Origin of the sequence: Hanstruepera marina, assembly GCF_019880635.1 — a bacterium.
GTDB lineage: Bacteria > Bacteroidota > Bacteroidia > Flavobacteriales > Flavobacteriaceae > Hanstruepera > Hanstruepera marina.
Genome location: NZ_JAINVX010000001.1, coordinates 157,479 through 178,515 on the forward strand (window position 1 = coordinate 157,479; position 21,037 = coordinate 178,515).

23 protein-coding genes are annotated in these 21,037 nt (G+C 34.0%); 3 read left to right on the forward strand and 20 right to left on the reverse strand.

The window, feature by feature from the left end:
* Nucleotide 1: 1 nt before the first annotated feature.
* The 16 genes from K7G76_RS00700 to K7G76_RS00775 form a co-directional block, all read right to left on the reverse strand.
* The gene (locus K7G76_RS00700; RefSeq protein ID WP_223032286.1) at nt 2-1,462 is read right to left on the reverse strand and encodes an oligosaccharide flippase family protein; all 1,461 of its coding nucleotides are present in this window, start codon (nt 1,460-1,462) and stop codon (nt 2-4) included.
* A 59-nt stretch (nt 1,463-1,521) separates the two neighbouring features.
* A complete protein-coding gene (locus tag K7G76_RS00705; RefSeq protein WP_223032287.1) occupies nt 1,522-2,046 on the reverse strand; it encodes a hypothetical protein in 525 nt (174 codons plus the stop codon).
* Between the two features lie 51 nt (nt 2,047-2,097).
* Nucleotides 2,098-2,571: a hypothetical protein gene (locus K7G76_RS00710; RefSeq protein WP_223032288.1), complete on the reverse strand. Its 474-nt coding sequence runs from the start codon at nt 2,569-2,571 to the stop codon at nt 2,098-2,100.
* A 215-nt stretch (nt 2,572-2,786) separates the two neighbouring features.
* On the reverse strand, nt 2,787-3,650 hold the full coding sequence (atpG, locus tag K7G76_RS00715; protein WP_223032289.1) for an ATP synthase F1 subunit gamma: 864 nt from the start codon (nt 3,648-3,650) through the stop codon (nt 2,787-2,789).
* Nucleotides 3,651-3,703: 53 nt separating this feature from the next.
* The gene (atpA, locus tag K7G76_RS00720; RefSeq protein WP_223032290.1) at nt 3,704-5,284 is read right to left on the reverse strand and encodes a F0F1 ATP synthase subunit alpha; all 1,581 of its coding nucleotides are present in this window, start codon (nt 5,282-5,284) and stop codon (nt 3,704-3,706) included.
* Nucleotides 5,285-5,317: 33 nt separating this feature from the next.
* Nucleotides 5,318-5,854: an ATP synthase F1 subunit delta gene (gene atpH / locus K7G76_RS00725; protein WP_223032291.1), complete on the reverse strand. Its 537-nt coding sequence runs from the start codon at nt 5,852-5,854 to the stop codon at nt 5,318-5,320.
* Nucleotides 5,855-5,860: 6 nt separating this feature from the next.
* Nucleotides 5,861-6,361, reverse strand: a complete 501-nt coding sequence (locus K7G76_RS00730; RefSeq protein WP_223032292.1) for a F0F1 ATP synthase subunit B — start codon at nt 6,359-6,361, stop codon at nt 5,861-5,863.
* Between the two features lie 83 nt (nt 6,362-6,444).
* A complete protein-coding gene (atpE, locus tag K7G76_RS00735) occupies nt 6,445-6,639 on the reverse strand; it encodes an ATP synthase F0 subunit C (protein ID WP_223032293.1) in 195 nt (64 codons plus the stop codon).
* A 45-nt stretch (nt 6,640-6,684) separates the two neighbouring features.
* Complete coding sequence (gene atpB, locus K7G76_RS00740; protein ID WP_223032294.1) at nt 6,685-7,767, reverse strand: F0F1 ATP synthase subunit A; 1,083 nt, start codon at nt 7,765-7,767, stop codon at nt 6,685-6,687.
* 491 nt (nt 7,768-8,258) lie between these two features.
* A complete protein-coding gene (locus tag K7G76_RS00745; protein WP_223033573.1) occupies nt 8,259-8,438 on the reverse strand; it encodes an AtpZ/AtpI family protein in 180 nt (59 codons plus the stop codon).
* Between the two features lie 10 nt (nt 8,439-8,448).
* Nucleotides 8,449-8,883 carry a bactofilin family protein gene (locus tag K7G76_RS00750; protein WP_223032295.1) on the reverse strand — a complete coding sequence of 145 codons (435 nt, stop codon included), beginning with the start codon at nt 8,881-8,883 and terminating at the stop codon, nt 8,449-8,451.
* 20 nt (nt 8,884-8,903) lie between these two features.
* Nucleotides 8,904-11,465, reverse strand: coding sequence for a type IX secretion system periplasmic lipoprotein PorW/SprE (gene porW / locus K7G76_RS00755; protein WP_223032296.1), 2,562 nt, complete (start codon nt 11,463-11,465; stop codon nt 8,904-8,906).
* Nucleotides 11,466-11,567: 102 nt separating this feature from the next.
* Nucleotides 11,568-12,275, reverse strand: a complete 708-nt coding sequence (locus tag K7G76_RS00760) for an ABC transporter ATP-binding protein (RefSeq protein ID WP_223032297.1) — start codon at nt 12,273-12,275, stop codon at nt 11,568-11,570.
* Between the two features lie 23 nt (nt 12,276-12,298).
* The gene (locus K7G76_RS00765; RefSeq protein WP_223032298.1) at nt 12,299-13,771 is read right to left on the reverse strand and encodes a DUF5687 family protein; all 1,473 of its coding nucleotides are present in this window, start codon (nt 13,769-13,771) and stop codon (nt 12,299-12,301) included.
* A gap of 45 nt (nt 13,772-13,816) precedes the next feature.
* The gene (locus K7G76_RS00770; protein ID WP_223032299.1) at nt 13,817-14,500 is read right to left on the reverse strand and encodes a hypothetical protein; all 684 of its coding nucleotides are present in this window, start codon (nt 14,498-14,500) and stop codon (nt 13,817-13,819) included.
* A 2-nt stretch (nt 14,501-14,502) separates the two neighbouring features.
* Nucleotides 14,503-14,838, reverse strand: a complete 336-nt coding sequence (locus tag K7G76_RS00775; protein ID WP_223032300.1) for a PadR family transcriptional regulator — start codon at nt 14,836-14,838, stop codon at nt 14,503-14,505.
* Between the two features lie 108 nt (nt 14,839-14,946).
* On the opposite strand from K7G76_RS00775, the gene K7G76_RS00780 reads away from it, so the two are divergent.
* Nucleotides 14,947-16,005, forward strand: a complete 1,059-nt coding sequence (locus tag K7G76_RS00780) for a ferredoxin--NADP reductase (RefSeq protein WP_223032301.1) — start codon at nt 14,947-14,949, stop codon at nt 16,003-16,005.
* A 49-nt stretch (nt 16,006-16,054) separates the two neighbouring features.
* On the opposite strand, the gene K7G76_RS00785 is transcribed toward K7G76_RS00780, so the two are convergent.
* Together K7G76_RS00785 and K7G76_RS00790 are read right to left on the reverse strand one after the other, a co-directional pair.
* On the reverse strand, nt 16,055-17,077 hold the full coding sequence (locus K7G76_RS00785) for a glycosyltransferase family 9 protein (RefSeq protein ID WP_255572890.1): 1,023 nt from the start codon (nt 17,075-17,077) through the stop codon (nt 16,055-16,057).
* A gap of 39 nt (nt 17,078-17,116) precedes the next feature.
* Entirely contained in the window at nt 17,117-17,725 is a 609-nt protein-coding gene (locus K7G76_RS00790) for a DUF4254 domain-containing protein (protein ID WP_223032302.1), read from the reverse strand.
* 74 nt (nt 17,726-17,799) lie between these two features.
* Here K7G76_RS00790 and upp point away from each other — a divergent pair, with 74 nt between their 5' ends.
* Complete coding sequence (gene upp / locus K7G76_RS00795; RefSeq protein ID WP_223032303.1) at nt 17,800-18,459, forward strand: uracil phosphoribosyltransferase; 660 nt, start codon at nt 17,800-17,802, stop codon at nt 18,457-18,459.
* Here upp and K7G76_RS00800 read toward each other — a convergent pair.
* On the reverse strand, nt 18,448-19,377 hold the full coding sequence (locus K7G76_RS00800; RefSeq protein ID WP_223032304.1) for a DUF6427 family protein: 930 nt from the start codon (nt 19,375-19,377) through the stop codon (nt 18,448-18,450). The two genes, upp and K7G76_RS00800, sit on opposite strands and share 12 nt — an antisense overlap.
* Before the next feature lie 163 nt (nt 19,378-19,540).
* Here K7G76_RS00800 and K7G76_RS00805 point away from each other — a divergent pair, with 163 nt between their 5' ends.
* The gene (locus K7G76_RS00805) at nt 19,541-19,768 is read left to right on the forward strand and encodes a DUF6341 family protein (protein WP_223032305.1); all 228 of its coding nucleotides are present in this window, start codon (nt 19,541-19,543) and stop codon (nt 19,766-19,768) included.
* On the opposite strand, the gene purD is transcribed toward K7G76_RS00805, so the two are convergent.
* Nucleotides 19,763-21,034: a phosphoribosylamine--glycine ligase gene (gene purD, locus K7G76_RS00810; protein ID WP_223032306.1), complete on the reverse strand. Its 1,272-nt coding sequence runs from the start codon at nt 21,032-21,034 to the stop codon at nt 19,763-19,765. The two genes, K7G76_RS00805 and purD, sit on opposite strands and share 6 nt — an antisense overlap.
* Between the last annotated feature and the right edge of the window lie 3 nt (nt 21,035-21,037).

Genomic DNA, 21,037 nt, shown 5'->3' on the forward strand with positions numbered 1-21,037 from the left:
TCTATCTTTTTATTAGTCTCTTGATTTCATTTTTTTCTGAATAACTAACAACACCCAAAAATACAATTAACAGTGAAAAGCCAATAATATAATCATCTCTAAATTGGTAAAAACTTATAAATGAGAACAAAACCGACACGGCCATATACAAACTTATTTTTTTTAGATTGTAAGGTATTGGATAGTATTTTCTGCCAAAATAGTAGGATAGAAACATCATTACAGCATAAGCCGATAGGGTTGCAATAGCCGAAGCTTTATAGCTAAATGTTTTAATAAACAGCAAGTTTATAGCAAGTGTGATTAAAGCGCCCACAACGGAAATATATGCGCCAAATTTTGTTCTATCAGTTATTTTGTACCAAACCGATAAGTTATGATAAATCCCTAAACAAAAATTGGCCAAAAGAATTATAGGCACAACCCACATAGCTTCCCAATAGGCTTCACTTCTTACAATAAAAGGCTTGATTAAATCGGCAAAGACCACAACAGCTAAAAAGATTACAGAACCAGCAGCAACAAAAAACTCTAATATTCTAGCGTAGTTTTTTTGAGGGTTTTCTGAATTGGCATGACTAAAAAAGAAAGGTTCGATACCTAGCCTATAAGCTGTTGCAAAAAGTGTCATGAACAAAGCCAATTTATAACAGGCCGAGTACATACCAATCTCTGTCTCTGCTATATTTTCAGGCAATAGTTCTTTTAACAAAATACGGTCGAATGTTTCATTAATGGAAAAAGCTACACCTGCAATTAAAACTGGATAAGCATAACGCATCATGTGTTTCCAAAGCTTTTTATCGAAAGTGAACTTGACCTTTACATAAAAAGATGCCATTAACAACAAGGTTAATGCGCTCGCTATTAAGTTAGCTATGAAAATATAGCTGATTTCAAAATTAGGCTTGTAAATTGTTGAAAAAATATTGCCCTCTTGAGCCAGATCCTTCAACACCAATAAGAAAAATAAATTAAGGCCAAGATTCACTGAAACGTTCAGAATTTTAATAACCGCATATCGCATGGGCTTTTGTGTGGCTCGTAACCATGCAAAAGGGATAATGACCAAAGCATCCAACAAAAGAATCCAAATAACAAGAGTTACGTATTTAACATCGATGTCAATAAAATTGGCTATCTGATTTTGAAACAACATAGCCACTATAAAAAACCCTAATGAGGAAACCATTAAAGATATTGTAGATGTTCCAACAACCCGTTCTTTATCTTGTTCTTTGTTGTAATATCTGAAAAAGGCTGTTTCCATGCCATAAGCCAAAACCACATTAAAGAGCACAAACCATGAAAAAATGACATTAACTTGACCATACTCTGCAACAGAAGACAACACGCCCTCAGTGGTATAAAGAGGCACTAACAGAAAACTTAACATTCTAGGTAATACAGTTGCTAAACCATATATGAACGTTTGCTTGAAAAGTAATTTGAGTCCGCTCAAAGTTTCCTTAATTATGACTCTAAATGTATTGAATTACCAACACCTATAAAAGTATTTAACTATTGTTTTTGGTTGTTGTTGGGAGCGCTAGGGTAGTATTCTGCTTTCTTTTCAACCACCTCCTCCACTTTATAAAACTTGACATTTCCATTTTCAGTATATTGAATAACACATTCATTATCTTGTAATGTAAACGGAAAGTGGTTGTCATTTTCAGGTAGTTTATTTCCATATTCTTGTTTAGAATCAGCATCCATAATAATGTCCTTTTTTTGATTTAAGGGTGTTTTGAAGTTTGCTAAATACCCTATTTTACCTAATATAAGTTTAGCTTTTAACCCTCTAAAATAAACGTTATCAAACTCAACATGGGTTTTATTTGTTTTTACTAAAACATACATGTGAATTCCAGAACCACCACCTTGGACTCCAGCAACCCATTTTTGAAAATATACTTTATCTAATTCAAATGATGGCTTTTCTTCAAAAACGATGGTATTGGTATTAGAAGTTTCTTTTGCGCTTTTACAATTATATAGCATTATAATCGTAAAAAACACAATAAAAATGATTAGTGCTCTCATGACATGAATTGTTACTGTAAAGATAACTATTCAAATTTGATGCCATGTATATTAATCGTAAGATGTGATGGTCTTAGGTGGACCTTCTTCATAATAAATACCTTCTCTTTCAGTTATATTAGAAACTTTAACGTATTTCTTTATACCATTTTCGTAATAGCTTATAACACATTCGTTGTCTAAAAGTTTAAACGGTATATCAACAACAGTTTTTGAAGTATCGTATGGCGATTTGTTTTTTAACAAGGCGACATATAATGCTCGGTCTTTTACTAATTTCCCTTTCAAATTTCTAAAGTAAACACTATCAATAACTACACTATTGGCACTGTTTAAATTGGGAAAGAATAAGTTAATTCCTGTTCCACCAACATGTATACCAGTAAACCATTCTTGGTAATAACTTCTATCGAATTGAAAAGACACTGAATCTTCTAATCTGTATTTATTGCTAGCGCAATTAAAAACTATAGCCAGCAAAAGGCACGATATGCATGCTATGCACATTCTTTTTAGGAGTTTCATGACATTGTAGGTTAAGATTTGGACACTAAATATAAAAATAAATTTTTAAGTGCATAAAAAAGCCTCACTTTCCAGTGAGGCCTTTTTGTTTGTTATAAGATTCCTGCCTACACAGGAATTTGTTAATTGTTTAGCGCTTCCGCTATTTTGTAAAATTTAGCTGCGCTTAATTGTTCAATGCTACTATTGATAATTTGATTTCGCTTCTGCTCAATCTAATTATTCAACGCTTCAGCACCACCAACAATTTCTAATATTTCATTGGTAATGGCCGCTTGACGTGCTTTATTGTATGTTAATTTCAACTGATCTCTTAATTCTGTTGCGTTATCAGTTGCTTTATGCATTGCTGTCATACGTGCGCCATGCTCACTTGCAAAAGAATCTCTAATAGCTTTAAACAACTGTGTTTTTAAAGACTTAGGAATTAACTGCTCAACAATTTCTGCTTTTGATGGCTCAAAAATGTAATCTAAATTCACATTTGTATCACCGCCTTCTATTGGCACAATTGGTAAAAACTGTTCTCTAGTCACAATTTGCGTAGCGGCATTTTTAAATCGGTTATAAACTATCTCGACTTTATCATACTCGCCTTCAACAAATTTATCCATGATCATTTGAGCAATTTCAGCTACATTATCAAAAGTTAAATCGTCAAATACTTCGCTATTGTTGGCAATAACTTTATTTGATTTCTTAAAAGCGTCATTAGCTTTTTTACCTATTGCCAAATACGATACGTTTTTATTGGAATAAGCTTCTGAAGTCAATTTTGTTACTTCCTTGATGATGTTAGAGTTAAATGCTCCTGCTAAACCTCTGTTTGATGTTATTGCAACGATAAGTACATTATTGACCTCACGTTGTTCGGAGAATTTACTTCCAGAATCGGCATCTAAAGTTGCGCTTAGGCTTTGTAAAAGCTCAGTTAACTTATCTGCATAAGGACGCATGGCAGTAATAGCATCTTGAGCCTTCTTTAACTTTGCCGCCGATACCATTTTCATGGCACTGGTAATCTGCATGGTAGAAGACACCGATGATATTCTGTTACGTATTTCTTTTAAATTTGCCATATTAGTCTTTAGTTAATAGTCTATAGTCTCGTTGACTAACGACCAAAGTCTAGTTATGCTCTATATTTTCCTGATAAATCTTTTGCTACAGCTGTTAATGTATCTGTAACCTCATCAGTTAATTTTCCTGATTTTAAAGTATCTAGAATGTTTCTGTGTTTCGCATTCATGAATTCAATAAAATCACGTTCAAATTCTTTTACTTTTTCAACAGGCACATCTCTTAATAAGTTTTTAGAACCTGCGTAGATAATGGCGATTTGATCTTCAACTGTATATGGATCGTTTTGTGCTTGCTTTAAGATTTCAACGTTACGCTTACCTTTTTCAATTACGTTTAAGGTAGCTGAATCCAAATCTGAACCAAACTTCGCAAAGGCTTCCAATTCACGGAACTGTGCTTGGTCTAATTTTAAAGTACCTGCTACTTTCTTCATAGACTTAATCTGTGCGTTACCACCAACACGAGATACAGAAATACCCACGTTAATTGCTGGACGTACACCAGAGTTGAATAAATCTCCATCTAAGAAAATCTGTCCGTCCGTAATAGAAATTACGTTTGTTGGAATGTATGCTGATACGTCACCTGCTTGTGTTTCAATAATTGGTAAAGCTGTTAACGAACCGCCACCTTTTACCATTGGTTTCAAACTGTCTGGTAAATCGTTCATTTCTTTAGCAATACTATCGTCGTTAATTACTTTCGCAGAACGCTCTAATAAACGTGAGTGTAAGTAGAAAACGTCTCCAGGATACGCCTCACGTCCTGGTGGACGACGTAATAATAATGATACCTCACGGTATGCTACCGCTTGCTTTGATAAATCATCATAAATAATTAAAGCTGGACGACCAGTATCTCTAAAATACTCACCAATTGCAGCACCTGCCATAGGCGCATATACTTGCATTGGAGCAGGATCTGATGCGTTTGCTGCAACAATAGTAGTATAAGCTAAAGCTCCCTTTTCTTCTAATGTTTTAGCAATGTTTGCAACCGTAGATGCTTTTTGACCTACAGCAACATATATACAGTATACAGGCTCACCTGCATCATAAAATTCTTTTTGATTGATAATGGTATCGATACAAACTGTTGTCTTACCTGTTTGACGGTCACCAATTACCAACTCACGTTGTCCACGACCAACAGGAATCATAGCATCAATAGACTTAATACCTGTTTGTAACGGTTCGGTTACTGGCTCACGGTAAATAACACCAGGCGCTTTACGCTCTAATGGCATTTCATACGTTTCACCTGCAATTGGGCCTTTACCATCAATTGGGTTACCTAAAGTATCTACTACACGGCCAACAATACCTTCACCTACGTTAATAGATGCAATACGATTGGTACGTTTTACTGTAGATCCTTCTTTAATTTCTTTTGAAGGGCCTAATAATACGATACCAACATTATCTTCTTCTAGGTTAAGTACAATTCCTTCTAATCCGCCTTCAAATTCTACTAACTCACCATATTGCGCGTTAGATAATCCGTAAGCACGTACAATACCATCACCAACAGTTAATACTGTTCCTACTTCGTCTAGAGAAGCACCTGCTTCAAAACCCGAAAGTTGTTGTTTTAAGATTGCTGATATTTCAGCTGGTTTTACTTCTGCCATCTTTGTTTATTTATAATAGATATTAGATATATCTTAATTTAATGTAAATTCTCTTTTTAACTTATTTAATTTGTTTTGAATACTTGCGTTGTACTCAACGTCACCAACACGTAAAATGAAACCACCTAAAATGTCTTCATCAATAATGTTTTCAACTGTAACGGCTTTATTGGTCAGCTCCTTAATTTTAGCCAACACTTTCATTTCAATATCATTTGTCATTGGAATTGCCGTAGTTACAACCGCTTTTTCCTGACCGTTTTGGATATCGAATAACTCTGAATATTTAGTGGCAACTTGCTCAACTAACTCCATACGCTTATTACCCATAAGCACATTAAAAAGTTCTTGAGTGATTGTGTTTGAATTTGGAAAAGCTTCTAATAGAATGGTTTTCTTTACTTCTGCCTTTACAATTTCACTCTTTAGCGCATTGCTTAACTCATTATTTTCTGAAATGGCATTTGCAATAGCTTGCATATCACCATTAACAGCATCAGCAGACTGCTTATCAGTTGCTAAACTTAAAACCGCTTTCGCGTATCGTATTGCTGCTCTTGTTCCTGCCATTATACTTTAGTTTAAAGTTGCTTCACCCAACATAGACTCTACCAATTTCATTTGCTTGTCTTTGTTAGATAACTCTTCGCGAACTACTTTTTCAGCTATTTCAATTGATAAACTTGCCACTTGAGATTTTAACTCTGCTATAGCCGCTTTCTTTTCAGTCTCTATTGATGCTTGAGCTGCAGCAACTAATTTGTTAGCCTCTTCTTTAGCATCTGTCTTAGCATCTTCAATCATTTTAGCTTTCATTTCACGTGCTTCTTTTAACATAGCCTCACGTTCCAATCTGGCTTCTTTTAATAACTTCTCGTTATCTGCTTGAAGGTTTTGCATTTCTAACTTTGCTTTCTCGGCAGAATCCAATGCGTCTCTAATACCTTCTTCTCTACTGTTAACTGAATCTAAAATAGGTTTCCAGGCAAACTTCTTTAATAATAAGATAAGTGCTATAAACAACACTGCCTGCCAAAAAAACAACCCTAGCGAAAAGTCTTCAAATAATTTTTCCATAATATATTATCTCTAAAATATTTCTGTTTAATTTTTTAAAAGAACAGTTATAACCAACCGTTACAACTGTTCTTTAGTTTGTTTTAGTTTACTGCGAATAAAGCAGCAAATCCAATACCTTCAATTAAAGCGGCTGCAATAAGCATCGCTGTTTGAATCTTACCTGTAGCTTCTGGTTGACGTGCAATTGCTTCCATTGCAGAACCACCGATCTTACCGATACCGATACCTGCTCCAATTACTACTAAACCTGCTCCTACGATAGCTGGAATTTCCATAAAATATATAATTAAAAATTAAACATTCAATTCAAAAATCACTTACTAGTGATGATCATGCTCCTCAACAGCCATACCAAAGTATAATGCTGAAAGCACAGTAAATATATACGCCTGTAATGCTGCTACCAATAATTCTAGAATAGCCAAAACAAACGCTAACAAAAATGATAATCCACTTCCTAACCAATTTTGAAATAAGAATACCATCCCTATAATACTCATTAATACCACGTGACCTGCTGTAATGTTTGCATATAAACGAATCATTAAAGCAAATGGCTTAATAATGGTCCCCAATAATTCAATAGGAGCCAAAATAATTTTCATCGGAACCGGAACCCCAGGCATCCAGAAAATATGCTTCCAGTAATTCTTGTTACCAGAAACTGTTGTTATGATATACGTGATTAAAGCCAAACATAAAGTAACCGCAATATTATTGGTTACGTTCATACCTATTGGCGTTAATCCAAATAAGTTCACAATCCACACAAAAAAGAATACGGTTAATAAATAACTCATATATCTTTTGTAATGCTTTTCACCAATGTTTGGTCGGGCTATTTCATCGCGAACATAAAGTACTATTGGCTCTAAAAAGCGGCCCATCCCTTTTGGCAAACCACCGTTTTTCTTGTAAGATTTTGCCATACGGCTAAACATGAAGAACATGATGGCAAAAACCATCATAATCATGGTAACGTTTTTAGTGATTGAAAAATCTAATGGCTTTTCGTTGGTAGCATGATGTTCATCGTCATAAGTAATTGTTCCTTCTGCATTTGTCTTATAAATCTTACCGTGGTAATTTTTATAGTAGTTGCCGCCTACTTCTGCAACAGTCTCGCCGTGGTGAAATTTAGATGATGAAAACACTTTTAATCCACCATCCCAAAGAATTACTGGTAATGGAAATCCAAAATGTTTTTCTTCGCCAGAATCTGCTGTCCAAGAAAATAAATTAAAGTCGTAAGAATCTTTTAAGTGATGCTGAATGTAAGCTTTTACTTCAGACTTTCTATCGCTACCAGAATCGGCATGTCCATGCTCTTCTTGTCCATAAGTAACAAACGATACTAAAAGTAGTAATAGGATAATTGTTTTTACAGTTATTTTTCTTCGCATATCAAGCTTTCTAATAGTGGCTTAAAAATCGCTGCAAAGGTAGGTTTTTATCTCAAAAACAAAAACTATTTTTTATTTTATTTTAAGTGTTGATTTTTAAGGGTTTTTACCCGACTTATTTAACCATTTTGAAAGGCTTGATATTTCAATAATTAAACAAACAGCATAGGGTATAAAAAATGCTGCAAATTCAGTTTTGCTAATATTGCCGTCTATTTTGAAAAACGGATAAAATACGATGAAGAAAACAATAAATTTCAGGAAACTTCCAAACATAAAAATAAAACCCAACTGATTAAGGTATTTATGTCGTAAACCTAGCATTACAACATAAATAATGAATGCCAAAACATAGTTTACAATGTAACACGAAACAATTCTGTCAGCGAATAAGGGTAAATCTAAAAGGTATAACGCAAGAATATGCAAAGTAAAAACACAGCATACTACAACTAATAGTAATCCTGAAAATTTTAAAACAGCCTGTAGCATTAATTTTTAAGTCTGTTAACTTGCTTTAGTACTACATAAAAAGAAATGGCAACACCAAGCAAGGTTAAAATAATTGTGTAGAGTTTTTCGCCATTATTGTATTCAGCATCCAACCATTTACCCAAAAGTGCAAACAGATAAATAGTTATGCCCATTTGAAAGGCAATTCCTGACAGTATAGCTAAATTTTTAAGCTGTTCTTTCGGACCCTTCTGGTTGTTTTGTTTGTGGGGTTTGTCGGTCACTTGGTTTTATATCTTTTACTGCGCCTTTCATAGCACAATTAACATTAAAAGTTGCACCAGGCTCTACTGCCAACTTACCTAAAATAACTTCGCCTTCAATATGCGCCGAAGATTTTAAAGTAAGGGTTCCTGATAAAGTAAGCTTTCCTGAAAATTTTCCTTCAAAATAGGCATCTGTGCCCACTAAAGTACCTTTAATAAAACCTGTTTTACCCACAACAATTTTTCCTGGAGAACGCAAATTACCTTCTACCTGACCATCAATTCTAAAATCGCCTTCACTTACTAAATCGCCAGTTACTTTTGTCCCTTGAGCGATAATATTTTGATTTGAAGTTGTTTCCATAGGTGATTTCTCTTTTTTGCTGTCTGAAAACATAATATACTGTTTTAAACTCGTTATTCAATATTTAAATACGCATCCATGTTTTTATGAACCTGAATGGTTTTATAATTAGAAGATGAAATGGAAAAATGAGGGTTTGTTATTTTGTTCTTCTTCTTTTCTTCTAGCGCTTGCGCATATCCTAAAGCACCATTTTTGCTAACAAATCCATGAACAATAACAAAGGTTATTGTTGGATTGTAAACATCAACAGAAATAGATAAATCATAAACACGTACTTCCTTAATATTGTTTTCTAATTTCTCCTTGAATTCTGAAATGGCTTCGGTAGTTGGCTTTTCGAAATAGAAAACCAACTTATAATTGTTTTCTTCAGGGTTATCTGTGAACTCTTTTGAACCTATTTTAGGCAAAGTCTCATCGATAATACGCTGGGCTTGTTGTCCTTCTGGTGTATTGGCATAATTATAAGCCACAAAATTTAAAGCTTTAGAGTAGGCCTCGTAACCGTACATTCTACCTGTTGCGGTTGCTTTAAGCAGTTCGAATTTTGAAACCATTGCTTCACCCTCAAACATGGTAATATACTTTTCAGTATCTGTTATGACCTCCTGAAATTGCTGGTTTTCTAATTTTACATATAACTGCTCGTAAATACTTTCAGGGCTGTTTTCGTCTTTGGTTAATCCTGCTTCTGGGTTATTTAAAATAGCAGCATATCGAGAATCAGGATAATTATTAATTATCTCGTTTTTTGCAATAAGGGCTTCGTCGTTTTCGCTTTGTAAAACATAAATCTTATACAGATTGTATTTGGAAGGGAGGATTAGTTTTTCCTCAGGACCCATTGTTAATAAGGTCTGAAATTTATCTTTTGACAAATCGTACTCTTTAAATTTTTCCTTGTAAATAACACCTAGCTGATAGTAAGCATAATTGCGCTCTTTAGATATACTGTCAATCTGCTTTTGTTCTACAGGAATTTGAGCTATGTAAAATTCTGGATCAAATAATTCGTTTTCATCTACAGTTTCTGTCACTAACTCTTCTTCTTTAGCAGTACTTGTTTTCGCTTTTTGAGACCAGCGCCAATTATCTTCCAACTTACGGTCGCCCCAAATTTTTATAAACTCATTCTTACCATAAGCCGCTGTAGTGGTATTATAAAAATAAAACGTTGAGATTTTTCCAGGGTTTGGCCCTTTGGCTGATTTTCCTATAGACTTACCATTGCCAAAGGCATTGTCATTATTAACGGTAACAAGACCTTGATTGCGCTTTAACTCTTCTTCTCTAGCTTGCGCTTCTTCATATTCTTGACGCAATTGTTGTGTGTAATCGTCAAAATAGGTTTTGCGTTCAGTTTCAGACATGGCAACCAAATTCATTATGCTATCATTGGCAAAAGCTATATCTTCATAATAAATGACATCGTCAAGGTTTTCGCGTTTACGTTTTATAATTCTGAAGGGCTTACTGTTTTCCTTCATGTTAAGCATGGTGCTATCGTAATAGGCTCCTGCTATTTTATATTCGGCGTAATCGAAAAAGATATCACCCAAATTTTCATAGTTTTTAGAAACCAAAATCTTATCTGGAGAATTGGTTCGTAACGACTTGTTATAATATTCTACTGCAAGGGAATCATTTTGGTTTTTAATATGATATTCAGCTATTTGATGATATATCTTTCCTAAAAACGGCCTGTTCTCTCTATCGTCTTCCAATTCATAAAGCAATTCTATTAAGGCTTGTTTATCATCTGTAGTAAAATCGAAATTACGTGCTTTACCTATATAAGCCGCTATACGATAGGTACGTGGTGTTTTTCTGTTTAAGTCTATCACCTTATCAAAAGCAATATTGGCGCTATCAGTATGGTTAAGCCTATTGTACAACTGCCCTTGAATAAACAAATAACGACCACGTTCTTCATCGTTTTTAGTTTCTACAGCTGCAATTTTCATTTGGGCAACTGCGCTATCTAACGCTTTAATATTAATATAAGCTTGGGCAAGCATTGACGTTGCGTCTGCTAAATCTTGATCTTTTACTTCTTCTTGATCTAGCAAACGTTTCAAATTTTTAATGGCCAACTCATTATTCTCAAGTCGAATATTTGTTTTTTCACGCCAAATTTTAGCTTGAATAATTTTATCACTAGCCGGATACTTATAGAGAATGTAATTAAATGCCTGTATTGCTGGCACAAAACGTTGGTCAAAATATCTAGATTTACCCAAAAGCAGGTAGGCTTCGTCTATTTGTGGGTTTCTTTCTTTACCCTTAATATTCATACCATGCTTTTGTATGGCCTTAATGGCTTTTTCTTCGGCACGTTCAAAATCTTGATTTTTAGATTGACCTGGTAGAATAATGTCTTCGGAAATCTGCATGCGCTCTATGGGCAGTATTTCCCAATAGTTGTCATCGTACGATTCAATTACGCTTCTTTTACCATCCTCTAAAGCTAGATAACCATTGTACAGGGTATTGTACTTAGTGGACATGGCGTGATAATTTCGGCTTAAAAAACTGTCTTTTTTTCTTGAACAACCAGAAAAAACGATAGCAGCAACCAAAAAAGTGACAATTATTTTATAAGATGCTTTCAACGTTGGTTTGTTTATTCTTATTAACTATAAACACCTGCTATTATTATGCAGAAACGTAAAAATAAACATCTTTTTTAATTAACCTATAAAATTAAAGGACTTTTACTCGACCTCAACACCAGAGAAATGGGCTTCTAATTCTTTTAAAGTTTCTTTGCTGGTTATTAGATCTTTAACGATTTTGCCCTTTTCCAAAACCACGATGCGCTCGCAAACATCAGTTACATGCAACAAATCATGACTTGAAATAAGTACGGTTACACCCTTTTTTTCTGCAAGGTCTTTAATAATGGCTTTAAGCCTGATTTGAGTGGTTGGATCCAAATTAGCAAAAGGTTCGTCAAGGATAATAACTTCTGGATTTCCAATTAGCGCAGCCACAATCCCTGCTTTCTTTTGGTTTCCTTTACTTAAATCGCGTAAATATTTTTTCTGATTTAAAATTTCACCGTGAAAGAAATCTTCAAATTGCGCAACCAGTGCATCGACATCTGATTTGTTTTGACCGCGAAGTTCTCCTATAAAATAAAAGTACTCTTCTGCGGTGAGATAGCCAATTAGAAAACTCTCGTCAATAAAAGCCGAAGTAAAGGGTTTCCAGTCTTCACTTTCATGAACCAATACATTGTTGTTTTTTATTTGACCCGTTGTTGGCTGAATAAGATCTAACAACAAACTAAAATAGGTGGTTTTACCAGCGCCATTATTACCCACCAAGCCAAAACTTTGGCCTTTTGGTATATCAAGACTATTAATATTTAAAACCTCTACGGCATTATATTTTTTTGAAAGATTGGTTGTTACTATCATGGTTTAAGATGTTTCGAGTGAATTTATTTTTTTTCGCCAAACGCTGCAATAGTTTTGTATTTACCTGTTTGGTACACCTGCTCTATTTTGCTTAAAAAGAAGCCTTTGAAAATTATCCCTAAAACACCGCTAAAAGCTAAAACAATAAGTCCTGCTTCAAAGTTTATCAGTTTATAAGGAATATAAAACAAGCCCATAGGCAATAAGAACTTTGGTAAGGCTATTAGCATTTGTGTTGGATTAAAACCGTTTGTGTTACTAAAGGCTTTCGCTTTAACGTTAAGTTCAATTGGCACACGGTTTAGTGCTCCTCCAAATAATGTTATAAATGAATTTAGACCAATATTAAAAAGTGCTCCAGCTGCAATCATTCCAAAAATTTCCCATCCAAAATACAAGTAAGGCGTGCTTAAAACAAAAGAAATTGCAACCGCCACAACCATTAAATACCATTTAGATTCTAAATACTTTCTGTAAGGGATATTTTGGCTCATTAACATTTTGTAATATTCGCTATCCCAAGACGGAACAAGTTGACCAAAAGTCATTAAAAATCCACCCGTTACAAACATTGAGGCAAAAGCCAACATAGCAGGCATTTCTCGATATACTTCTTGGGTGTAGAAAATAAGCCCGTAAAACAAAAATAGAAATGACATCATCATAACCTGTTTTGGACGTGCATTTCGCCAAATAAGTTTCATGTCATTTTTCAGGAAAGGCGCTATACTTCCAAAACGGTTCATCCAGGATAAATCGGTAGCATTAACTTCTTTTACCTTTTTTGAAACAGCATCATCTAAATAAAAACCACTTTTAATGTATTTGAAGTTTAAATAATATAGGGTAACCAAAAGGGCCATTGGCACAACAATTAAAAACGGATTATTGTACAAGGTGTTAAAGGCAACGCCTATAGGCTCTGACAAAGCATATATTCCATAATACTCCAACCCAATTGCCGCAAAAAGCACAACTACTATTATATAGAAAACGGTATTGCTCTTATTGACCAAAAAATTGAGGTAGTTTATGGATAGAGTTAAACATATTATCGCCAAAAACCACAATGCCACATTCAAAATCGGATACCCTTTGATGAGCAAAACTATACTGAATGGCAAAAACAGGAATACTGAAAGAAAATTAAAAAACGACAAGGTTGTTTTTCCCAACAGGTAATGGATTACCGTATTGCGTTTTATTGGAATAGTCATTAATGGCTTAACATTCATTACTGGTAGCTGCTGCATGAAATATCTAATTAACATTTCAAACAAAAACCAATAAATTAAAAAATTGTTAGCCGAAACTATTGGGTCTACATCTGGTATAGCTTTTTTAAGTATAAAAAATAATCCAATACCCATAAAAATGGCAATACCGCCAAAATAAAGCGCTGCTAAAATGAGTAGAATTTTTATAGCTAACCCTTTTTGAAAATATGATGCTCTAAAAAATTGTTTCCACTCTAATCTAATAAACTGTTTTATCATAGTTTGGTAGTTATGTAAGCATTAGTATACAAATAAGTGTTTTTGTTACAAGCTATATTCAGGATAGGTTTCTTTTAAGTGTTTTGTGGCGTTGTTTGGTAAGACAACAGTGCTAACATATGTATAAATAATAAGAATCGAAAAAAGTGATGCATATAATAATGGCTTTGTTTTTCCTAAAGAATCCAACCCATTTAATAGATTAAATAATTGAGGCATGAAAATTAAACTTCCAACGGAAGCGCTTCTCAAAATGATATCTTCAAGTAACCAAAGCTTCTCTTTGGCTTTTCGTTTCTGTTTTATTTTGCGATTAATCCTAATAGTTTTAAACACGAGAAACGTACAGAAAATAAAATATGCTACAAAAAACACATAGCCTCCTATTTCATATGAAAACAATATGAAAAAACTTGAAAACATAATAATTGTAAAAATTATTTGTGGCAACCTAAACCAATCTTTAGCATAATGCCATAACAGTTTCGCATATTTTTTGTTCATGGCTTTATGGCGTTGTTCAACAACTTCCATAAAGCCAAATACGCCAAACTTTTTAAAAGCCTTATCACGTGCTTGTTCAAAACTTAAGTTTGGATTATCTTCTAAAATCACTTCAATATCGTTTGCCATATGATCTACGAGTTCGGTTTGTAAATCATAATACTCAACAAAGTGTTTGCGTGTAAAAGCATATAAATTTTCAATATGTTCTTCGGATAACCTCATATTTAAAAACTTAATTTAGGATTTAACAAAGCTTGAAGCGTAGCAAGATATTGCTCCAATTCTTCTAGTTTACTTACCGTTTCTTTACTGCCTTTTTCGGTAAGCTTATAATATTTACGCAATCTGTTATCTACTTTAGCCACCTCAACTTCCAATAAACCATCGGATTCAAGCTTATGTAGTGATGGGTACAATGCTCCTTCTGTAATCTGTAGTTCTCCTTTGGTAAGCGCTTTTACTTTTTGTGTGATTTCATAACCATACATTTTGTTATGTTCGCTTAAAAGTTTCAAAATTATGGTGGTTAAACTGCCCTTATATAATTTAGAATTTGCCATAGTCAAATATATACATAAATTTCTTATGCATATAAATCTTACGATTATTTTTTGATATTTCATTATCTAGAAATCAATGGCTTCATTATTTTTGTCAAAAATTTTACGATGTCACATTTTCATTCACTCACTATAAAGGAACTTAATCGCGAAACCGATAAAGCTGTAACTATTAGTTTTGATATTCCTGAACATTTAAAAACCAACTTTAGTTTTACAGCTGGACAGTATATCACGCTTAAAACCCAAATTAACGGCAATGAGATTCGCCGAGATTATTCCTTGTGTGTGGCTCCAAAAAGCGGTGAGTTGAAAGTTGCTGTTAAAGAGGTTTTGGATGGTACATTTTCATCTTACGCTAATAATACTTTAAAAGTTGGAGATACGTTGGAGGTTGGCACACCAACAGGTCGTTTTATTTTTGAGCCCAATGATAAGAAAACTAAAAACATTGCCTTATTTGCTGCAGGTAGTGGTATAACACCAATTTTGAGTATTATAAAATGTGCTTTAGAGGAAGAAGTACATAGCAAGGTTATTTTGGTTTACGGAAACAAGTCGACTCAAGAAACCATGTTTTTAGATGAATTGTTGGAATTACAACACACTTATAAAGACAGGTTCTCTATTCAGTTTATATTTAGTCAAGCCGATGAACCCGATGCTATGTTCGGTCGTATTGAAAAAAGCACGGTTAATTTCGTTATGAAAAACAAATACAAGCATATTGATGTTGATGCTTACTATTTATGTGGTCCAGAAGCCATGATTCATACCGTAAAAGATGTTTTAACGGAGCACAATGCACCAAGCGACCGTATTAATTATGAATTGTTTAAAGCAGCTAAACCTGCCGATGTGTCTAACGATAGTTCAATTCCTGAAGGTAGAACCCAAATTACTGTTGTTGTAGATGATGAAGAAAGCACTTTTGAAATGTCTCAAAAACAATCTATTCTTGAAGCGGCTTTAGATGAAGATTTAGATGCGCCTTATTCTTGCCAAGGTGGTATTTGCAGCAGTTGTTTGGCTCGTGTAAAAGAAGGTGAAGCCACCATGCGCCAAAATAACATTTTAACCGATAACGAAGTTGCCGAAGGGTTGATTTTAACCTGTCAAGCGCATCCTACCACACCAACAATTGTCGTGGATTATGATGATATTTAGATATCCTGTGAAAACAGGATTCTCTTGATTTAAAATAATGGATTCCTGCCTACGCAGGAATGACAGATTTCAACTTATTTACTATCGTTTCAACAGCAATACTTTCAGCGGCATTTTTATAACCTTCAGGAAATTTATTGCCATAAACAGAGGTTGGAATTTTTGGGTATTGGGTTCTGTCTGCCAGTAAGCAATAATCCGCTGGTTGGTTAAAAGGTGCAAAACCAGCATAAGGATGTGTCACTCCCCAAATGGTAATTACTGGAATTCCAAAAATAGCAGCCAGATGTGCATTGCCAGAATCCATAGATAGCATAACATCTAAATTGGAAATAACATCCAACTCCTCATCAAATGAAAGCTTACCTGCTAAGTTAATAATGCCTTTATCTTCGGATTCAAAATAGTTTAAAATCTGTATTTCCTTTTTACCACCTCCAAACAACAATACTTGATAATCTACAGATAGTTTTTCAATAACCTGTTCCATTTGCTCCAATGGATACATTTTGCTTTCATGAGCTGCAAATGGCGCAATGCCAATACGTTTTTTGTTTGGTTTTCCAATAAGTTTTAAGCAGTTTTCGTTAAGCCGTGAGGCGACAGGAAATGTTGGGCCGCTCAAATCAATTGGATAGCCTAAGGTTTTAAAAACATCGGCATAGCGTTGATGCGTAGTTTTCAATGGCTTGAAATCTTTGCCTTTTATTAATCGCTTTTTTTCTTTTCTGCCTTTGTTAATTGTAGCCACTTTGCGAATACCCAACAAAGGCTTTAATACCCTACTACGTAAAACCTTATGTAAATCGGCCACAGCATCGCAATTTAGTGGTCTAATTTCTCTAGATAGTTTATAAAGTCCTTTTAAGCCTTTATGTTGGTCTTTTACATGGGCAGGATAAACAGATACATTTTCTAAATCGCGGAACAGGGGTTTAAAAAAATCCCGAGTTAAAACGGTTAGTTTAACATCGGGATATTGTTTTGTAAAAGCCCGCAAAACAGGAACTGTCATAGCAACATCTCCCATAGCAGAGAGACGAATGACTAGAATGTGTTTTGGTTTTGGCATCTCAACTTATATGATGAGATTCCTGCTTTCGCAGGAATTTTATTTCTGTGAACGAAGCACTGGGTTCAGCTCATCGTCGTTGTACATTTTCATTTGCTTGTACACTTTCATATACTTATCGCCTTTTTCAATATCCGATAATAACGTGTCAATAGCTGTCGATAAATCTACGCGTTGTTCTAGTAGAACATCTAATTTTTTCTGACAAGCTTCACGATGCGCTTCAGCAGCATCGGTTCGTGTTGCTTCTTCATTCATGTGATAGATTTTTAAAGCTAGAATGGATAACCTGTCAATTCCCCAAGCTGGACTTTCTGTATTAATTGTAGCGTTAGTTTTAGGAGTAACATCTTTATATTTTTCTAAAAAATAACTGTCAATATACTCCACCATGTCAGTTCTGTCTTGATTAGAAGCATCAATTTGACGTTTCAGCTTTAAAGCCGCAACAGGATCGATTTGCGGGTCGCGAATAATATCTTCATAATGCCATTGAACCGTATCTATCCAACATTTTCTATATAGTAAATGCTCTAACAAATTAGAATCTTTATCGTAAGGGTTTGTAAAGGGCTGGTCAACTGTGTTGATAATGTGATATTTTTCAATAACATCTTGAAATATTTTGTTCGCTTGTTCTGTAAACATGATACTGGATTTTAAAACGCAAATATAAACCTATTTATTAACTTTACGATTCATCTTAAACATCAAAAGCAACCATGCATATTCATAACTTATCTGATAAAAATTCTATACTCAATACCTTTATTGCAGAAATGCGTGATGTAGACATACAAAAAGACGCTATGCGATTTAGGCGAAATATTGAGCGTACTGGTGAAATATTGGGTTATGAATTAAGTCAATCACTTCAATATAAACACATGTCAACAAAAACACCTTTAGGCGAAGCGAGCACGTTATTAATTTCAGATGATATTGTGTTATGTTCCATTCTACGCGCAGGTGTTCCCTTGCATAACGGATTGTTGAATTATTTTGACACTTCTGAAAATGCTTTTATTTCGGCTTACAGACATCATAAACATAATCCTGAAAGTTTTGAAATAATTGTGGAATATTTGGCTTGCCCAACCCTTGAAGGTAAAACATTAATTTTAGCCGATCCTATGTTGGCGACAGGACAATCTATGTTAGCTACTTTTGAAGCTCTAAAACCATTTGGAACACCAAAATCTGTTCATTTGGTAAGCGTTATAGGTGCGCAACAAGGTGTTGACTTTGTTTCTAAACACTTTAGCTCTGAAACGCATTTGTGGATTGCTACCATTGATGAAAAACTGAATGAAAAGGGCTATATTGTTCCTGGTTTGGGTGACGCTGGTGATTTGGCTTTTGGCGAGAAGCTACAAAATTAAATTAACCAAAGCGGCTACAATTAATACCCATATCAATACTTCCTTAAACCACTTTTCTGAAACAATTTCTATATAATTTGCAACTATAATAGCCAATGGCGCCATAACAAAGATAAATTCAGAACCTGATTTGTTAGATGTGATAATAACTATTACAAAAGCAATAAGCGCCGCAAATAAAATAAGTAAATATGACGGTCTGTAGCTTTTAGATTTGTTTTTTAGGTTGTTCAAGTAATAGAATAAAGACCATAAAAAATAACTGAATAAAATAGTTGCTCCAATAATAATATTTCTTTGATTAAGACTACTGAAATCGAAACTTATATAGGTGTTAAACCGCAAACTATAATCTGATAGGCTTATGTTAAATACGATTAATGTTGCATAAGCAATAACAGCTACTAATATGACTCCAATTAGCGGAATAAACCAATTTTTAATATCAGAAATTTTATAAAGAAATAAAGCTGCAAAAATCAAAATAAAAAACAGCACACTCCAAAAATAAAGTAGTGTTGCAAGGCTAATCCAAATGGCAGCATCTAGAATTTTCTTTTTTTGATATTTTTTTGATCGTAAGCTAATAATACGCCTTAAGGCAAAAAGCACTAACAAGTTTGCAAGTAGTAAATTAGACTTTAAAAAAACTTGGGGTATTAACGTGCAGAATAATGCAAAAAACAGAATTTGATAACTATTCTTTTTGGTAAGCTTATTTTTAGAGACCAAAAAGTCTAAAATAAAAACAGAAAACAGTACAATTCCAAAAAGAGCAATTTGTTTTAAAACATACCAAATATCAATGGTTACACCTTCTAAATAATCGATTTTTATTGCAGAAAAAACTAAAAAAAGCACCACAGCAACAATTACAAAATGTATGGGGTTTGATTTACTAAAAAACTTTGCAATCATATAATTGAACAGGTTTCTGAAATTCTAACTAGAATTAGCATCGGTAAATTACTAATATTCTTCTCAATTTATTAAAATTTAAATTTAAAAAAATGTAATTTTGCCCAACATTAGATAGTTAATTATACGCTTTACACTCAATAAAGCCATAAATTGAAATACAATGAAAGACTTTTTTTACGCTATACAAGATTTATTTGTTAATGTTTTATTTGCGCCTTTTGATGCCTTAAGAACATTAGAATTAGACAATTGGTTCGCAGCAAATTTTGTTAGCTGGCTATTTATAGTTGTAGGTTTTGTTGCCTTTGTATATTGGATGTTACAACTTAAGTCGTTTAACGATAATAACGAAGAAGATAAGAGCATTACATCACACTCTTATCTATAAATCAAAACCGATATCTCTACGATAATACATCTTATCAAAATGTAGTTTTTCTATATTTTGATAAGATTTTTTTATGGCCTCATCGTAGGTTTTACCATAACTAGTAATAGCCATAACACGACCTCCTGATGTTACAGTTTTTCCTTCATTAAGTATTGCTCCCGCATGAAACGGAATAGAACCTTCAATATTCTCCAAACCTGAAATTTCTTTTCCTTTTTCATAGCCCTCTGGGTAACCACCAGAAACTAACATAACTGTAGTTGCAGCACGTTCATCAATTTCAATATTAATACTATCTAGTGTTTGATTGGAGATTGCTTGAAAAATCTCAACTAAATCGTTTTTTAATCTCGGTAAAACGACTTCGGTTTCAGGATCTCCCATTCTAACATTGTACTCAATAACTTTTGGATCATCACCAACTTTTATCAAGCCAATAAACACAAAACCTTTATATGGCAAGTTGTCTTTTTGCAAACCAGATATAGTTGGCTTAACGATTTGTTCTTCAATTTTGTTTAAAAAATCTGGTGTTGCAAAAGGAACAGGAGAAACCGCTCCCATCCCACCAGTGTTTAAACCCGTATCTCCTTCTCCAATACGTTTGTAATCTTTTGCAGTAGGTAACATTTTATAGTTTTTCCCATCTGTTAAAACAAAACAACTTAACTCAATGCCGTCTAAAAATTCTTCAATGACAACTTTAGAACTTGCACTTCCAAATTTGGCATCAACCAACATGTTTTTTAATTCAGTTTTAGCTTCATCTAAATCATTGAGAATTAAAACGCCTTTACCTGCCGCTAGGCCATCTGCCTTCAACACATAAGGTGGTTTTAATGTCTCTAAAAATGCAACGCCTTCATTAACATTAGTAGCATTAAAGCTTTGGTATGCCGCAGTAGGAATATTATGGCGCATCATAAACTCTTTTGCAAATTCCTTGCTCCCTTCCAACTCCGCAGCAGCTTTTTCAGGACCTATAACGGCAACATGCTTTAAATCTGAATCGTTTAAAAAGAAGTCATGAATACCTTGAACCAAAGGGTCTTCTGGACCAACTACAACCATGTTTACTTGCTTGTTTAAAACCAACGCTTTAACTGCAGGGAAATCGGTTACTGAAACATTTATGTTTTCTGCTATTTCAGCTGTTCCAGAATTTCCGGGTGCTACATAAAGTTTGTCACATAAAGCACTTTGTGCTGTTTTCCAAGCAAATGTATGCTCTCTTCCTCCTGATCCTAGTATTAAAATATTCATGTT

Excerpts from the sequence above, each read along its gene's own strand:
- K7G76_RS00705 (WP_223032287.1), bottom strand. The coding sequence starts at position 2,046 with ATGAGAGCACTAATCATTTTTATTGTGTTTTTTACGATTATAATGCTA.
- K7G76_RS00710 (WP_223032288.1), bottom strand. The coding sequence starts at position 2,571 with ATGAAACTCCTAAAAAGAATGTGCATAGCATGCATATCGTGCCTTTTG.
- atpG (WP_223032289.1), bottom strand. The coding sequence starts at position 3,650 with ATGGCAAATTTAAAAGAAATACGTAACAGAATATCATCGGTGTCTTCT.
- atpA (WP_223032290.1), bottom strand. The coding sequence starts at position 5,284 with ATGGCAGAAGTAAAACCAGCTGAAATATCAGCAATCTTAAAACAACAA.
- atpH (WP_223032291.1), bottom strand. The coding sequence starts at position 5,854 with ATGGCAGGAACAAGAGCAGCAATACGATACGCGAAAGCGGTTTTAAGT.
- K7G76_RS00730 (WP_223032292.1), bottom strand. The coding sequence starts at position 6,361 with ATGGAAAAATTATTTGAAGACTTTTCGCTAGGGTTGTTTTTTTGGCAG.
- atpE (WP_223032293.1), bottom strand. The coding sequence starts at position 6,639 with ATGGAAATTCCAGCTATCGTAGGAGCAGGTTTAGTAGTAATTGGAGCA.
- atpB (WP_223032294.1), bottom strand. The coding sequence starts at position 7,767 with ATGCGAAGAAAAATAACTGTAAAAACAATTATCCTATTACTACTTTTA.
- K7G76_RS00750 (WP_223032295.1), bottom strand. The coding sequence starts at position 8,883 with ATGTTTTCAGACAGCAAAAAAGAGAAATCACCTATGGAAACAACTTCA.
- K7G76_RS00760 (WP_223032297.1), bottom strand. The coding sequence starts at position 12,275 with ATGATAGTAACAACCAATCTTTCAAAAAAATATAATGCCGTAGAGGTT.
- K7G76_RS00765 (WP_223032298.1), bottom strand. The coding sequence starts at position 13,771 with ATGATAAAACAGTTTATTAGATTAGAGTGGAAACAATTTTTTAGAGCA.
- K7G76_RS00770 (WP_223032299.1), bottom strand. The coding sequence starts at position 14,500 with ATGAGGTTATCCGAAGAACATATTGAAAATTTATATGCTTTTACACGC.
- K7G76_RS00775 (WP_223032300.1), bottom strand. The coding sequence starts at position 14,838 with ATGGCAAATTCTAAATTATATAAGGGCAGTTTAACCACCATAATTTTG.
- K7G76_RS00780 (WP_223032301.1), top strand. The coding sequence starts at position 14,947 with ATGTCACATTTTCATTCACTCACTATAAAGGAACTTAATCGCGAAACC.
- K7G76_RS00785 (WP_255572890.1), bottom strand. The coding sequence starts at position 17,077 with ATGCCAAAACCAAAACACATTCTAGTCATTCGTCTCTCTGCTATGGGA.
- K7G76_RS00790 (WP_223032302.1), bottom strand. The coding sequence starts at position 17,725 with ATGTTTACAGAACAAGCGAACAAAATATTTCAAGATGTTATTGAAAAA.
- upp (WP_223032303.1), top strand. The coding sequence starts at position 17,800 with ATGCATATTCATAACTTATCTGATAAAAATTCTATACTCAATACCTTT.
- K7G76_RS00800 (WP_223032304.1), bottom strand. The coding sequence starts at position 19,377 with ATGATTGCAAAGTTTTTTAGTAAATCAAACCCCATACATTTTGTAATT.
- K7G76_RS00805 (WP_223032305.1), top strand. The coding sequence starts at position 19,541 with ATGAAAGACTTTTTTTACGCTATACAAGATTTATTTGTTAATGTTTTA.
- purD (WP_223032306.1), bottom strand. The coding sequence starts at position 21,034 with ATGAATATTTTAATACTAGGATCAGGAGGAAGAGAGCATACATTTGCT.